10 protein-coding genes are annotated in these 13,299 nt (G+C 60.9%); 3 read left to right on the top strand and 7 right to left on the bottom strand.

Annotation, left to right across the window (positions count from 1 at the left end):
* Positions 1 to 108: 108 nt before the first annotated feature.
* Positions 109 to 1,236, top strand: coding sequence for a TlpA family protein disulfide reductase (locus JNN07_13095; protein MBL9168673.1), 1,128 nt, complete (start codon positions 109 to 111; stop codon positions 1,234 to 1,236).
* 7 nt (positions 1,237 to 1,243) lie between these two features.
* Here the strand turns inward: JNN07_13095 and JNN07_13100 are convergent, their stop codons facing one another.
* Genes JNN07_13100 through JNN07_13110 form a run of 3 tightly spaced genes read right to left on the bottom strand, consistent with a single transcriptional unit; the run spans position 1,244 to position 5,445 of the window.
* Positions 1,244 to 2,722: an aldehyde dehydrogenase family protein gene (locus JNN07_13100; GenBank protein ID MBL9168674.1), complete on the bottom strand. Its 1,479-nt coding sequence runs from the start codon at positions 2,720 to 2,722 to the stop codon at positions 1,244 to 1,246.
* Between the two features lie 25 nt (positions 2,723 to 2,747).
* The gene (locus JNN07_13105) at positions 2,748 to 4,196 is read right to left on the bottom strand and encodes an aldehyde dehydrogenase family protein (GenBank protein ID MBL9168675.1); all 1,449 of its coding nucleotides are present in this window, start codon (positions 4,194 to 4,196) and stop codon (positions 2,748 to 2,750) included.
* Positions 4,197 to 4,218: 22 nt separating this feature from the next.
* Entirely contained in the window at positions 4,219 to 5,445 is a 1,227-nt protein-coding gene (locus JNN07_13110; protein MBL9168676.1) for a saccharopine dehydrogenase NADP-binding domain-containing protein, read from the bottom strand.
* A gap of 311 nt (positions 5,446 to 5,756) precedes the next feature.
* Here JNN07_13110 and JNN07_13115 point away from each other — a divergent pair, with 311 nt between their 5' ends.
* Positions 5,757 to 7,106, top strand: a complete 1,350-nt coding sequence (locus tag JNN07_13115) for an aminotransferase class III-fold pyridoxal phosphate-dependent enzyme (protein ID MBL9168677.1) — start codon at positions 5,757 to 5,759, stop codon at positions 7,104 to 7,106.
* On the opposite strand, the gene JNN07_13120 is transcribed toward JNN07_13115, so the two are convergent.
* From JNN07_13120 to JNN07_13135, 4 genes are all read right to left on the bottom strand, one after another.
* Entirely contained in the window at positions 7,103 to 8,536 is a 1,434-nt protein-coding gene (locus JNN07_13120; GenBank protein MBL9168678.1) for a response regulator, read from the bottom strand. The two genes, JNN07_13115 and JNN07_13120, sit on opposite strands and share 4 nt — an antisense overlap.
* A gap of 28 nt (positions 8,537 to 8,564) precedes the next feature.
* Entirely contained in the window at positions 8,565 to 9,167 is a 603-nt protein-coding gene (locus JNN07_13125) for a response regulator (GenBank protein ID MBL9168679.1), read from the bottom strand.
* Positions 9,164 to 9,565 carry an Hpt domain-containing protein gene (locus JNN07_13130; protein ID MBL9168680.1) on the bottom strand — a complete coding sequence of 134 codons (402 nt, stop codon included), beginning with the start codon at positions 9,563 to 9,565 and terminating at the stop codon, positions 9,164 to 9,166. Before JNN07_13130 ends, JNN07_13125 begins: the two co-directional genes overlap by 4 nt.
* Before the next feature lie 524 nt (positions 9,566 to 10,089).
* Positions 10,090 to 11,658 carry a PQQ-like beta-propeller repeat protein gene (locus tag JNN07_13135; GenBank protein ID MBL9168681.1) on the bottom strand — a complete coding sequence of 523 codons (1,569 nt, stop codon included), beginning with the start codon at positions 11,656 to 11,658 and terminating at the stop codon, positions 10,090 to 10,092.
* 106 nt (positions 11,659 to 11,764) lie between these two features.
* Between JNN07_13135 and JNN07_13140 the strand changes: the two genes are divergently transcribed.
* Positions 11,765 to 13,081 carry an MFS transporter gene (locus JNN07_13140; GenBank protein ID MBL9168682.1) on the top strand — a complete coding sequence of 439 codons (1,317 nt, stop codon included), beginning with the start codon at positions 11,765 to 11,767 and terminating at the stop codon, positions 13,079 to 13,081.
* Positions 13,082 to 13,299 lie beyond the last annotated feature (218 nt).

Genomic DNA, 13,299 nt, shown 5'->3' on the forward strand with positions numbered 1-13,299 from the left:
CAGCATGGTGAATTTCCCGTTCGGGGCAACTCTTTTGTCGCACACCCCGGTGGCGAGCCGGCCAGCTTTGCCTTGTCATCAACGCTTGGATTCACTAGACAATTGCCCATGAACTGTATTGGCAGCTCTCGCACTTTTCTCGGCATTGTTCAAAGCAGTCTCTGCTTGGCCTGGATCATGAGCCTGCTCCTCGGCGGTCTCAACGCGGCGGAAACCCCGGCAGGAGTCTCCAAGGAAGCAGAGGCTCTGTGGCAGCAGATTGAATCGCTCAAGCGAACCAACGCCACTCCGCCCACGGCCATCATCCGCACCAACCGCGAAGCCTATACGCAATGGAGGCTCGAGCGCGCCAGCAACTCCGTGGCCTTGGCTGATCTCCAGCAACGCTTCTACAGCACATTCCCAGGCGACTCGAGGGCCACCAGCGCGAAGCGCGGGGAACTCGACTCCCTGCGCAATGCCAGGTCGGCCGGCCTCTCCAACGCCGTGTCCCGACTCGAGAAGGCCGAACAAGGTTTCCTCATGGATACCAACTCTACGATGGATGAGCGCTTCCGCATCCGACGAGGCATGCTGGATCGCAAATTAGCCCAGATCGGAACCGCAAACCGCAAGGACTATGCGGCGGCGGTTCGCGAGGGGACTAAGGAACTCATGAAGGAATTCCCCACCAAGCAGGAGCAACTCCAACAGGGTTTGCTGCGCGCCGTGGAGCAGGTCGGAAGCGTCGATGGCCTGTCCATCGCGCGCGAGGTGCTCAACTCCAGCACCGGCCGGGTCAAGCAAGCCAGCGAAGCCTTGGTCACCCGCCTTGACCGTCTGGGCAAACCTTTGGAACTTACTCTCACCAACATTTCCGGCGGCACATTCTCCACCACCGCCCTGAAGGGCAAAGTGATCCTCATCGATTTCGGAGCCACTTGGTCAGGGGCCTGGAAACGCGAGCTGCCCGGCTTGAAGAAGGCCTACGAGGAGTTCCATGACCAAGGACTCGAGATCTTCGGCATCAGCCTGGACAATGACCCCAAGAAAATTGAGGACTTCGCCAAGGCCGAAAAACTCCCCTGGGGCTTTTTCTGCGACGGCAAGGCCTATCGCAGCGAGGTGATCCTGAAGCTGAATGCCGGCAACATCCCCAGCCGCTGGCTGATCGATCGCAAAGGCACTGTTCGCGAGCTGAATGCCCGAGGCGATCTGGCCCGACTCGTGGCAGAGCTGATCGCCGAAAAACCCTAGCAGCCCGCTAGATATTCCGATACCAGCCGAGCCGTTGCGGGTTCAGGTTAATGTTGATCTGCTTGGTTTCCAAATAGGCATCGAGGCCGAAGGTGCCCAGCTCGCGGCCATGGCCAGACTGCTTGTAACCACCCCAGGGAGCCTCGTTGAACGTAGGATGATAGGTATTGAGCCAGGTGACCCCCGCCCGGAGCTTCTGCAACACTCTTAACCCCTTGGCCACATCGCGGGTGAACACTCCGCCTGCCAGCCCAAAAGGAGTGCCATTGGCCAAACTCACCGCCTCCGCCTCATCCTCGAACAGCTGCACCACCAGGACCGGACCAAAGATCTCCTCCTGAACGAGACGCATCGAGGGTCGGGTGCGCACAAAGATCGTGGGTGCCATAAAGTTTCCGGTGGCAAAGCTCCCCTCCGTGAGCCGCTGCCCGCCGCACAGCACCTCGGCGCCCTCCCGTTTTCCCAACTCAACATAACCCATCACGCGGTCCAAATGCGCGCGCGTGATCAACGGTCCCATCTCCGTATCGGGATCCATTCCATCTCCCACCACGATGCGACAGCTTGCCTCGGCGAGGGTCGGTAGAAATCGATCCGCCAGGGATCGCTGCACCAGCAACCGCGAACCGGCGCTACAAACCTCGCCCTGACCCGCAAAAATCCCGAACAAGGCATACTCGAGCGCAACATCGATATCGGCATCGGCGAAGATGATGTTGGGGCTCTTGCCACCCAGTTCCAAACTCACCTTCTTCAGGTTTCCTGCGGCGGAAGTCAGGATCTTGCGTCCCGTCGCCGTGCCTCCGGTGAACGCGATCTTGTCCACTTCCGGATGCGCAGCCAGGGCTTCGCCCACGATGGGTCCCGCCCCCAGCAGCAGCTGAACCGATCCGGGCGGAAATCCCACACCCGCGATGATCTCAAACAAAGCCATCGCCGTGAGGGGAGTTGCCTCGGCCGCCTTTAGAATGCAGCAGTTCCCCGCCGCCAAGCCGGGCGCGAGCTTCCAAGCCGCCATCAGCAAGGGGTAATTCCACGGGATGATTTGAGCACACACCCCAATCGGCTCCCGCACCACCATGGAGGTGATATTAGGATCGGGAACTTCATACGTCTGTCCGAGTGGCTTCGTAACCAAGCCGGCGTAGTAGCGAAAGCAGGCCACCGCATCCGCCACATCGCAGCGGGACTCGCGGAGCGGTTTGCCGTTGTTCAGGGTTTCCAGCCGCGCCAACTCCTCGGCCTGCCCTTCCATGGCGTCGGCCAGCTTGAACAGGAGCGCCGCGCGCTCCTGGGCTCGCATACGCGGCCAGGGCCCCTCGTCGAACGCCTTCCGTGCGATGCGAACAGCCCGATCCACGTCCTCTGCCGACGCCTCCGCAACCGCTTCCAGCACCCGGTTGTTCGCGGGATTGGAAACATCCCGGCTCCCCCCCGCATCCGGCGCCTGCCACTCTCCTCCGATGAACAGATTCCCTAGTTTCATAGTGTCCCTTCAGTCTCCTCCACCCTCATGAATGCCGAATGATCATCGAACGAATCTCGGTCATCTCCTCCATGGCATAGCGGACGCCCTCGCGTCCGAATCCACTGGCCTTGATGCCCCCGTAAGGCATGTTTTCAACGCGAAACGTGGGCACATTATTGATCAGCACCCCCCCGACCTCCAGGGTCTCGAACGCCTGAAATGCCCGCGTTAAGTCCCGGGTAAAGAGCCCCGCCTGCAACCCAAAACGCGAATCGTTCACCCGCGCGAGCGCGTCTTCAAAACGGTCATAGACCTGCAGGTTGACGACCGGCGCAAAGGCTTCCTGGGAGCAGATCGGCATCGCGTCGCTCACCTCCTCCAGAATTGTTGGATTCAGAAACAACCCTTGAGCGGTCCCACCCGCGATCACTCGGGCGCCCCCCTCCACCGCCCCTCGAATCAGGTCCAGCGCGCGAGTTACCGCCTGACTGTCGATCATTGGGCCCACGACGGTCCGCCGGTCCTGCGGATCCCCCACCACCACCGCGCGCGCGACATGGTCGAGCAACCGCTGCCGGAACTGGGCGTAAATCGGCCGATGCACCAGAATCCTCTGGACGCTGATGCAGGACTGTCCCGCATTGGAAAACGCACCGCTGGCAATGGCGGGGATGCCAAAGTCCAGGTCCGCATCCTCATGAACCACCACCGCGGCGTTCCCACCCAGTTCCAAGGTCACCTTCTGTCGCCCCGAACGCTCCTTGATCTTCCATCCCACCTCGGGACTGCCCGTGAAGGAGGTCATGGCCACCCGCGGATCTCCTACCAAATGTCCGGCATCCTCGTTGGAGCAGGTCACGATGTTGACCTGCCCTGGCGGCACGCCGGCCGCGCCGAGAATCTCCGCGAGCATCCACGCGGTGAGGGGAGTTTTGGGTGCCGGCTTGAGGATGAGGGCGTTCCCCGTCGCCAGGCAGGGCGCGAGTTTGTGCGCCACCAGATTCAGTGGGAAATTGAAGGGTGAGATCCCATAGACGATTCCCACCGGGAATCGCCGAGCCCAGCCCTGATGACCTTTTCCAGAGCCAAAGGCCTCCATGCTCAGCACCTCGCCCGCAACGCGTCGAGCCTCCTCCGCCGCAACGGTGAAGGTGTGGACGGCGCGCTTCACCTCGGCCTCCGCCAGGGTCACGGGCTTTCCAGACTCTGCCACGATCAGACGGGAGAGCTCGGCCTGCCGGCGTTCCACCGCTTCCGCGATCCGCAGAAGCAGTTCGGCTCGCTCATACGGCGGGGCTCGGCGGGACACGGCGAAGGCTCGCTGCGCAGCCGCCACCGCCAAGTCCAGGTGGACCCGAGTGCCCATCGCGCTGAGGCCCACCGGCTCGCCGGTTGCAGGATTTAGAACAGCCACCTGCTGCGGGGGCGATATCCACTCGCCGCCGATCCAGAGACCGGCGGCAGGCTTGAGACTGGAGGCATCGGATTCCATTCCCGGAGTCAACGCGGAGATCCTACATTCTCTCGACCTCCCGCTTCTCTACAAAAATCGGCAGGCCTTCCTTCGTAAAATTATCCATGAAAGGCTCCGGATCAATGGCCTCGGGCATCATCACCCCTCGCTCCTTCAGCTTGCCTGTCACGATCAGCTTGGCGGCCAGCGCCGGCGGGATGCCGGTCTGCACCTCGGTGAGCGAATAGCCATAACGCTCAAAGGTCTCCCGATGGCTATCCATGGTGTAGACGAAATACTCCACGCGTTTCCGGTCCTTCGTGCCCGAAACTTCCGTTCCGACGCATGAATAGCCATCCACAGTGGCGCCCAACTGTGCGGGCTTGGGCAAGTTCGCCGTCGCCACGCGCACCGGCGCCACCTCCACACCGTCCACCTTCACCTTCTTCCACGTATCCAAATTGAGCAGAGCCAGTGATTTGGCCAGATGATAAACTTTGTCCGAGAGGGTGTATTTGAAGACGGAGTACTGCACGCCCTTTTCCACAAACGGGGGATAGGTTCCCAAGCTCACCCCTTCCTCATGGGCCACAGCGTAAGTCTTCATCAGGCCGATCGGCTCCGGGAACCGCACCCAATCCACCTCGGTTTCCAGCGGTTTGCCGGTCGCCACCCGACCGTCCTTCACATAGTACGGCACCGCTCCCAGCTCTTCGAACAGGGTTTCCGGGTTAAAGAGAACGGCGAATCGATAACCCTTGACCTCGGCGTTGTCAGCATCGAGCACCCGAATGCTGGACGCTGTGTCCAGCCGGTCCATGGCCCAGCGGGCAAAGACATTGACCGCGCCCGGATCCATTCCCATGCACAGCAGGCCCAACAAACCCTTGTCCAGGAATGGATGGTTAAAGCGCTCGATCTCAGCCTCGAAGGAGTTCTTTCCGGGGCGCTTCACCCCAGGAGGGGAATAGATGTCCGCAGCCAGATCGATGTAGTGAGACCCTGCCTGGGCACAGGCCTCCAGCACCGAATGATTCACGAAGCATGGGCAGGCGTTGAGAGTGATTTCGATCTTGCGCTCCTTCATGAACTGCACCAGGGAGCTGGTATCCATGGCGTTCACCTGCTGAACCTCAAAGCGGCTCTTCTTGGTCTGCTCATGAAGCCGCTGAGCGAAGGTCGTATCGATGTCGCCCAAGATAATGCGATCGAAACAGTCGTAGTCATGCAACTTCTGGCCGATTACCGACCCCACACCGCCGATGCCCATCACCATTGCGTTTGCCATAACTCGCCTTTCGCCATTGTTCCTCTAGCCAGCGGCTTCCCTCGCCCTGACTTGCCCCTAATCTAGGGCATAGACACGCCGAGCGCAAAGGGCCACTGGCCAAATCTGGGTTATAATCGACAAAAAATTGGACTGCTCCAGGCGGGCGGTTCCAACCCCTTCGGAGGGAAGGCCCAGGCAACAGAGCACCGGAGGATGCGCACGCTCAAACAGGGAGTGAGGGGTGTCTAGAAACAGGACGACCGGAACGCTAACCCCGGCGGAAGGAGTCCTGTGAGTTGGCAAACGGCCAAGGTGTGCTTCATTAGGGTATGGGAAACGTGGCCTTCCAGGAGCTTCAGGCGCGGGACAAGGAACATCATCTGCACCCGTTTACAAACCATGCCGAAATGCATGCCATGGGGACGGAAGTGATCACCCACGCCGAGGGGTGCTACCTGTTCGATGCCCGCGGACGAAGGCTCCTGGATGGTCTGGCCGGCCTCTGGTGCGTCAATGTGGGCTATGGCCGGGAAGAAATCGTCGCTGCGGTCCAAGAGCAGATGAGGAAGCTGCCCTACTACTGCTCCTTCTTCAACTCCACCACCGAGCCGGCGATCGAGCTGGCAGATAAGCTGGCCAAATTAGCGCCCGGCCGGCTCAAATACACCCAGTTCTGCTGCTCCGGGTCGGAGGCCAACGAGACGGCGATGAAGATGATCCGCGCCTGGAACAAGTGGCGCGGACGCCCCCAGAAAACGAAGCTGCTCTCGAGAAGCTTTTCCTATCACGGCGTGACGCTCGGAGCCACCAGCCTGACCGGGTTGCCCAGCACCACGGTTCCCTTCGACCTTCCCCTGCCCGGCTTTATCCAAGTCCCAGGGCCTCACCACTACGCGGCGCAAACCGAGCTTGATCCCGTCGGCTACGGCGAATGGTGTGTGTCGGAAACCGCGCGGATCATCGAACGTGAGGGAGCCGAAACCATCGCCGCGCTGTTCATCGAACCTGTTCAGGGCGCCGGCGGAGTGATACTCCCGCCGCCCGGCTACCTGGCCTCCTTGCGTCATTTGTGCCGGGAGAAGGACATCCTGTTCGTGGCTGACGAGGTGATCACCGGCTTCGGCCGCTTGGGAGAATGGTTCGGCAGCCGGCTGTGGAATCTAGATCCCGACCTCATGACCCTGGCCAAGGGCATCACGAGCGGGTACCTGCCTCTCGGCGCGACCATGGTGAGCCAGGAAATTGGGGAAGACCTCATTCGCGCGGGCTACTTCGCTCACGGATACACTTACAGCGGCCACCCGACAACCGCCGCCGCAGCGATCGCCAATCTCAACCTCCTGGAGAGGGACCAACTGATCCCCCGAGTGCATCAGGAAATCGGCCCCTACTTTCAAGCCAAGCTCCGGGAGATGGGGGACCATCCGGCAGTGTCGGAGGCCCGTGGAATGGGGCTGATCGGCGCGCTGGAGTTGGTGCCGTCGGGGGCGAAAGCGGCCCTGAAACCAGACTCCGCTTTAGGGGCGAAGGCCGCCAAGCTCGCCCGCGAAGAAGGGGTCATCGTTCGCGGAATCCGCGATCTCATAGCCCTGTCCCCACCCTTCGTGATCCAACATCGTCAGGTGGATGAACTTTTCGACGGCGTCCGACGCGCTCTCGATCGGCTGGTTTCCAGTTAAGGAGCCTTGCGCGACACGGGCTTGTCCCGGCTGGGAATCCAAAGTCGCAGCGTCGTCCCCTTGCCTGGAGCACCTTGGAGAATAAAGTCTCCACCGAAGCGGAGAATCTGTTCCTTCACACCGGACAAGCGAAAGGTCCTGGGGTCCGCTAGTTGCCCCTCGGTAAGGTTCGGCCCGTTGTCTTCAATCTCCATTACCAAGCGGCCCGACTCCCGGGTCAGACGCACCTGAATGGCGGTGGCGCTGCCCTGGATGGCCACATTGCTGAGGGCCTGCTCCAGAATCGGGCAGAGCCGAGTCGCCGGACTTTCTTCGCTGGCGCTGTCACGGATCTGAGAGAACACCGTGCACTGAATGCCCGTTCGCTGCTCAAACTCTTTCGCTTGGCTGCGCATAGCCTCCACTGGCCCCAGCCGCACGGCTCGGCGCCCTCGCTCCTCCCCGGATTTTAGCTTGGCTACGGCCCCGCCAATGTCGCCCAACTCCGACTCCAGAACCCGGCACTCCTCCAAATCCACAGTCCTCCCGGATCCCAGTTCGGCCACGCGACGCTTCAGCTGGGCAATTGACTTGGCCAACTCGTCGGCCGCCTCATCGCGCTGACGGAGCAGCTGGGCATGCGAGGACTGGTACCGGGCCGCGAGCGATTTCCACTGTTCACAGGCGCTGCGCAGGCTCTCCTCCGCCCGACGCCGAGCCGTGGTGTCCCGGATCACCAGCAGATGGCACGCACCGATGCAATCAGGAGTGATCGAGAATTCCAAATCGCCCACCTCCCCGTCCGACTTCAAAAACTGCACCGAACCTTCCAGCAGCCCGTCCTTGCACCACCGCTGCCAGCGAACGTTCCAATCATCCCCATCGACGAACATCTGGTGAACCGCCTTGCCTTTGATCTGCTGCAGGGAGCGCCCCAGCAAATTGGCCGCCGCCGTGTTCGCCGCCAGGCATCGAGCCTGGTCGTCTACCAGCAGCATGGCTTCCAGGGCATGATCGAAGACCGACCCGTAGCCGCGGGAACTCACTCGCGAGACAGCCTCCAGCCGCTGCTTCTCGACAATATGCTGGATCACTCGCGCCAGCAGCGACGGCTCGATCTGTCCTTTGACCAGGACGTCCCGCGCCCCGGCGGCCACCGCATGCTGGCCGAGCGTCGGGTCGTCAACTCCCGTCATGATCACAATGGCAACCTGGGGCGCCGCCCGATGAAACCGCTCGAAGGTGGCGAGCCCCTGGCTGTCGGGAAGGTTGAGATCGAGCAGAATGAGGTCGATGCCTCCCCGAGCCAGGATCTCCAGCCCAGTGCCAAGACGCTCAGCACACATGAGATCGAATCGGTCATGAAGGTTGGCACAGAGGCCCTCACCTATCGCCCGGGCATGGGCGAGGTTGTCTTCTACCAGCAACACCTTGATCGGCTTGTTATGCATCGAATCGTTTGCGTAAACTGTGTGTGGGTTACGTACCCTTCAAAATCTCTTGTCGCACGCGGCTGACACACTCCGGGCAGACGCTATGGCTAAACCGGACATCGGCGTGGCTCACGATGTAGCTCTCCACCTGATGCCAATAATTCCGGTCATCCCGGATCTTTTTGCAATACGAGCAAATGGGCAATAGCCCCTGAAGCTGCTTCTCGCGCACGATGGCGGCCTCCAACTGGGTGACTCGCTCCGCCAATTGGTGTTGGAGCTCAACGATCCGCAACCCGACCTGGATCCGCGCTCGCAGCTCATCCTGATTGAAGGGCTTGGTGATGTAGTCATCCGCGCCGGCCTCCAATCCGCTGACGATGTCTTCTTTCTCCCCTTTGGAGGTCAACAGGATCAGGTACTTGGAACTCAGGGGGGTTGTTTTGCGCAGTTGACGGCATACTTCAACGCCGGTTAACCCGGGCATCAACCAGTCCAAAATCGCCACCTGAGGGCTATCCGGCTCCTGCAGAGTCTTCAAGGCGTCGGAACCACACTCGGCCACGACAATCTGATGCCCCCAACGCTTGAGAACCCTCTCCAGCAGCCAACGCGATGTCACATCGTCCTCAGCAACCAGGATCTTCACGCGACCTCCCTTTCCCGGACCAAGCGCAGGGCGTCAGCCAGTCGGGTGATCTCCTGATCCAACGGGGCGACCAGCGCCAACCCGCCATCTAAATCGCCCCCCTTGCAAATTTGCTCCAACTGGAGGGCAAGATCGGTCGCCCGAGCTGCCACAAAGTTGCCGGCTGCCCCTTTCAGGGTATGGGCTGCCCGCTGCAATCGAACACTGTCGCGCGCTTCGGCAGCCGCATGCAGTTCCTTCAACCCGCCGAGGTGGTCCTCCAGAAAGATATCGATGATTTCTCTCAGCAGGTCGGCATCTCCGTCCATGCGCTCCAAGGCGATGGCCAGGTTCATAATGACAGGCGGCGGATCCTTCGGACCCGTTACCTTCGCCGATTCACTCGTATTTGGAGCCATGTAATTGCGACGCGGCGCAACTCTTTGGTCCACCGTCTGGTGGTCAAGGCCGATCCGCTCGGTTTAGGAAGCAAGTGTCGTTCCCACTTAAGTCGTTGAGGAATAATCGGTCGACCGGCAAAAAACTATAGGGAGAAACCTCAGGCAGGTAGAGCATGCGGCCTGGCCCGGTCCTTGCCTCCCAGGGAACGAGGTCTGGCAAACTCCTCCGGTAACGGGCAAATTTACCCTCCCCGGAGGGCCGTGGGAGGCGAGCATGGGGGTAAGGAGCTCCTGCTTCAGCAGATTAGGCGCGCGAACTCGCTTCGTGGCTGCATCCGCCTTCAGCCCAATCCATGCAGTCGTTCAGCACGCGTTTGCTTGATCCTTTTGCGAAATCCTTCGTTGTTCGTCGCTTACGTATTTCGCTCAATACGCTCGCTCCTCACGCCTCGGTTTTCGCAAAAACCTGCTGCGCAACCGCATGCCGCCCTACTGCATGGATTGGGCTGAAGGCGGAACTCCGTACGGAGCAAGAGCCTACTCTACTCCAGCGGGATACGATAGCACGCGGCCTCCGTTTCGTTGCGAACGAAGAGTAAATCCCCCGCAAGAGCGGGCGGGTTCCAGCACTTGCCCTGCAGCGGTTGAAAGAGCGTCAGTAGGGTTGCTTGCTTCGGAGAAATCTCGAAAAGCAGCACCCGACCATCCTCGGCGGTCACCAGCAGTCGCCCCCCTACCAACAAGACCTGGCCATGCCCATAGCGGCCTTCCTTCCAAGCAAGCTCTCCGGTTGCCAAATCGAGGCACGCCAGCATGCCGTCATCCAAACCGTAGGCAAATCCATCTCGGGCGACCGGATTGCTGAACTTGGATCGGAACCGGGTGGTCTTCCACAGTTCATGGGCCTTCCAGGTGTCATTGGTGCGCTGAACCTGAATCAACCCGCTGCCCGTGCCATAGCCACTGGAGATGAGCAATCGATCGTTCTCCAATCGAATCGGCACGGCTACATGGGGATGGTTCTTCTTCCAGGGATAGGTCCACAGCACGGCTCCGTTGGTCGGAGAATGGCTGGAGACATGTTCATCGTTAAAAATCACCACTTGCTCCTCACCGGCGAACCGAGCAAAGACGGCCGCGCTATAACCTGGACTCGCCTTACCACCGCCCCACAGAAAAGTTCCATCGCCCAGCGCATACGCCACCAACGAACGATCTTTCCGTCCCCCGACGCTGACGACCACCCGGCCATCGCCCACCAGAGGTGCGCTGGTAAACCCCCACTCAGGAAGCCCCGCCGAAAACTCATCCTTCACCTGGTGCTGCCAGACCAGCTTGCCGGTCGTCAGCTCCAGGCAATTCAGCCAGCCCGTGGCTCCAAACGTCACCACCCGATCCCCCACGATGGTGGGCGTCGCCCGCGGTCCTTCCCCCGCCAAAGGATTCTGGTAACGAGCCACATCTCGCCGTTGCCAGCGCCGCTCGCCCGTGACGGAGTGGAAAGCTGTCACGCATTCGTCTTCGCCCACCTGCTCCTGGGTGATGGCCCAGTCACCTTGAACGGCAAAACCACTCCATGCTCCCCCCACCGGCTGACGCCAGAGCAAGACCGGCGGCCGGGACACCCAATTGGTCGCCAACCGAAGCTCAGGTAACATCGCGTCACGAGTGGGACCGAGAAATTGAGGAAAGCTGCGCGGGGTCTCCTGCTGAACGGGAGCAACGACCGCGGACGCGGGCAGGCCCGGAACCTGGGTCAACGGCTTGTTCGGCCGGTTCCATCGCCAGGTGAATTGCGGAACCAGATCGCCGGAGAATCCCTGAAAACGAAACACCATCGCCGCCAGCACAACCAGGCCGAGCACGCCGCCCAAGATGCGAAAACGCCTCCGCCAGGGAAGACGCGAGAACAACAAGAGCCAGAGCAGGAGGGCCGCCAAAGTGGCCAGCACAGCCCCAGCGCTGCGCAGATTTCGCGCCTGAAACGCCCTCTCCGCATCCAACTGGAACACCACCACCACTACGGCACCTATCAATAAGATCAGGCCGGCAAGCCACCAGCGAGGGGCACGAGGTGCCGGGAGCGAAGTCGGGGGATGGTCAGAGTTCATGCGTTTCAGTTCAGCCGGACCAACCTGCCTGAAGCCCAACCCGAGCACAATTCAGAAGCGAAAACAGGACTTCCTAAATTGCGGCGGGCAGCTAGCGTCCAGACCTATGCATTCCCCGCCCCAGAAGACTTGGTACGCCCTGGCGGTTCTCTTTTTGTTGAACGCATTGAACTTCTACGACCGCCAGATCCTCGGGGCACTGACTGAACCCATTCGCAAAGAACTCTCCCTGAGCGACACTCAGATCGGTTTGCTCAGCACCGCGTTCACCCTGGTGTATGCGGCGGTCGGCATGCCACTGGGTCGACTCGCCGACACCCACCCCCGCAACCGCATCCTCGCCATCGGGGTGGCTGCCTGGAGTCTGCTTACCGCCGCCTCCGGGCTCATCCGCGATTACTCGTCGCTGTTCATCACCCGCCTGGGTGTGGGCATCGGGGAAGCCAGCTGCGCTCCGGCAGCCAATTCGCTGATCGGCGATCTGTTCCCTCCTCACCAACGAGCCCGCGCGCTCTCGATCTTCATGCTCGGCCTGCCCGTCGGATTGTTTCTTTGCTATTGGTTGAGCGGAAAGATGGCGAGCGCGTACGGCTGGCGCGCCGCCTTCTTTCTAGCGGCCGCGCCGGGCCTGGTTGTGGCCGTTCTCGCTTGGACCATCCGTGAACCGCTCCGCGGCGCGAGCGAAGGAACCGGTCAGCCAGCACGCCAACGACCCGGATCCCCCTGGCGAGTCGTGCTGGGAATTCCCACCCTGTGGTGGATCATTCTTTCTGGCGCTCTGCACAATTTTAACATGTATGCCGTCAACGCCTTCACGGTGGCTTTCCTCGCCCGCTACCACCGGGTGAGTTTGCCCGATGCCACCTGGATCACTGCTTGGATCTTGGGAGCGGTGGGCGTTATCGGGTTACTGGCGGGCGGCTGGGCTTCGGATCGGGCCAGCCGAACCAGCAAGGAAGGCCGCCTTCGACTCACCGCCATTGCGATGCTGGCAGCCGCACCCTGCGTGTATCTGTCGCTCCGGCAGCCGTCGGGCTCGGTGGCAGCCTTCGCTCTACTGATGGGAATGGGATCACTGCTGATGTTCGTCTACTACTCCTGTGTCTATCCTGCGATTCAAGAGGTGGTGGAGCCTGGGCTGAGGGGCACGGCGATGGCTGTCTACTTCTTTGCCATGTATGTGCTAGGCGCCAGCCTGGGTCCCGTGGCGACTGGAGCGTTGAGCGATCACTTCGCCAAACGCGCTATGCTCCAAGCCGGTGCAGACGTCGTCACCGAACCCTTCAAAGCGGCGGGCCTGCACACCGCGATGCATCTCATCCCCATCCTCTGCCTGCTGCTGGGCCTGGTGCTCTACGCCGCATCGCGCACCGTGAAAGCGGACATGGAAAAGCTAAACGCCTGGATGCGCGGGAATTCGTGATCACTCACCAACGTTTTCCCCGGCCGTGATGGAAAAGGGCCCAAGTTTTAAAACGCAAAGGACGCAAAGGACGCGATGAGGAACCCGAGGAAGGACAAATACAGAATGCTTCTTTCCCCTGCAGACATAGCGTCCTTCGCGATTCAACAGTCCTCGGAGTGGTTCCCGAAATCCGTCTTACAGCCTCTGTCAGTTCCCCGACCAAGAGGCTTTGTGAG

The sequence above is a fragment of the Verrucomicrobiales bacterium genome (assembly GCA_016793885.1).
Classification (GTDB): domain Bacteria; phylum Verrucomicrobiota; class Verrucomicrobiia; order Limisphaerales; family UBA11320; genus UBA11320.

What these genes read in the sequence shown, in the direction of transcription:
- JNN07_13095 (MBL9168673.1), top strand. Translation starts at nt 109, where the DNA reads ATGAACTGTATTGGCAGCTCTCGCACTTTTCTCGGCATTGTTCAAAGC.
- JNN07_13100 (MBL9168674.1), bottom strand. Translation starts at nt 2,722, where the DNA reads ATGAAACTAGGGAATCTGTTCATCGGAGGAGAGTGGCAGGCGCCGGAT.
- JNN07_13105 (MBL9168675.1), bottom strand. Translation starts at nt 4,196, where the DNA reads ATGGAATCCGATGCCTCCAGTCTCAAGCCTGCCGCCGGTCTCTGGATC.
- JNN07_13110 (MBL9168676.1), bottom strand. Translation starts at nt 5,445, where the DNA reads ATGGCAAACGCAATGGTGATGGGCATCGGCGGTGTGGGGTCGGTAATC.
- JNN07_13115 (MBL9168677.1), top strand. Translation starts at nt 5,757, where the DNA reads ATGGGAAACGTGGCCTTCCAGGAGCTTCAGGCGCGGGACAAGGAACAT.
- JNN07_13120 (MBL9168678.1), bottom strand. Translation starts at nt 8,536, where the DNA reads ATGCATAACAAGCCGATCAAGGTGTTGCTGGTAGAAGACAACCTCGCC.
- JNN07_13130 (MBL9168680.1), bottom strand. Translation starts at nt 9,565, where the DNA reads ATGGCTCCAAATACGAGTGAATCGGCGAAGGTAACGGGTCCGAAGGAT.
- JNN07_13135 (MBL9168681.1), bottom strand. Translation starts at nt 11,658, where the DNA reads ATGAACTCTGACCATCCCCCGACTTCGCTCCCGGCACCTCGTGCCCCT.
- JNN07_13140 (MBL9168682.1), top strand. Translation starts at nt 11,765, where the DNA reads ATGCATTCCCCGCCCCAGAAGACTTGGTACGCCCTGGCGGTTCTCTTT.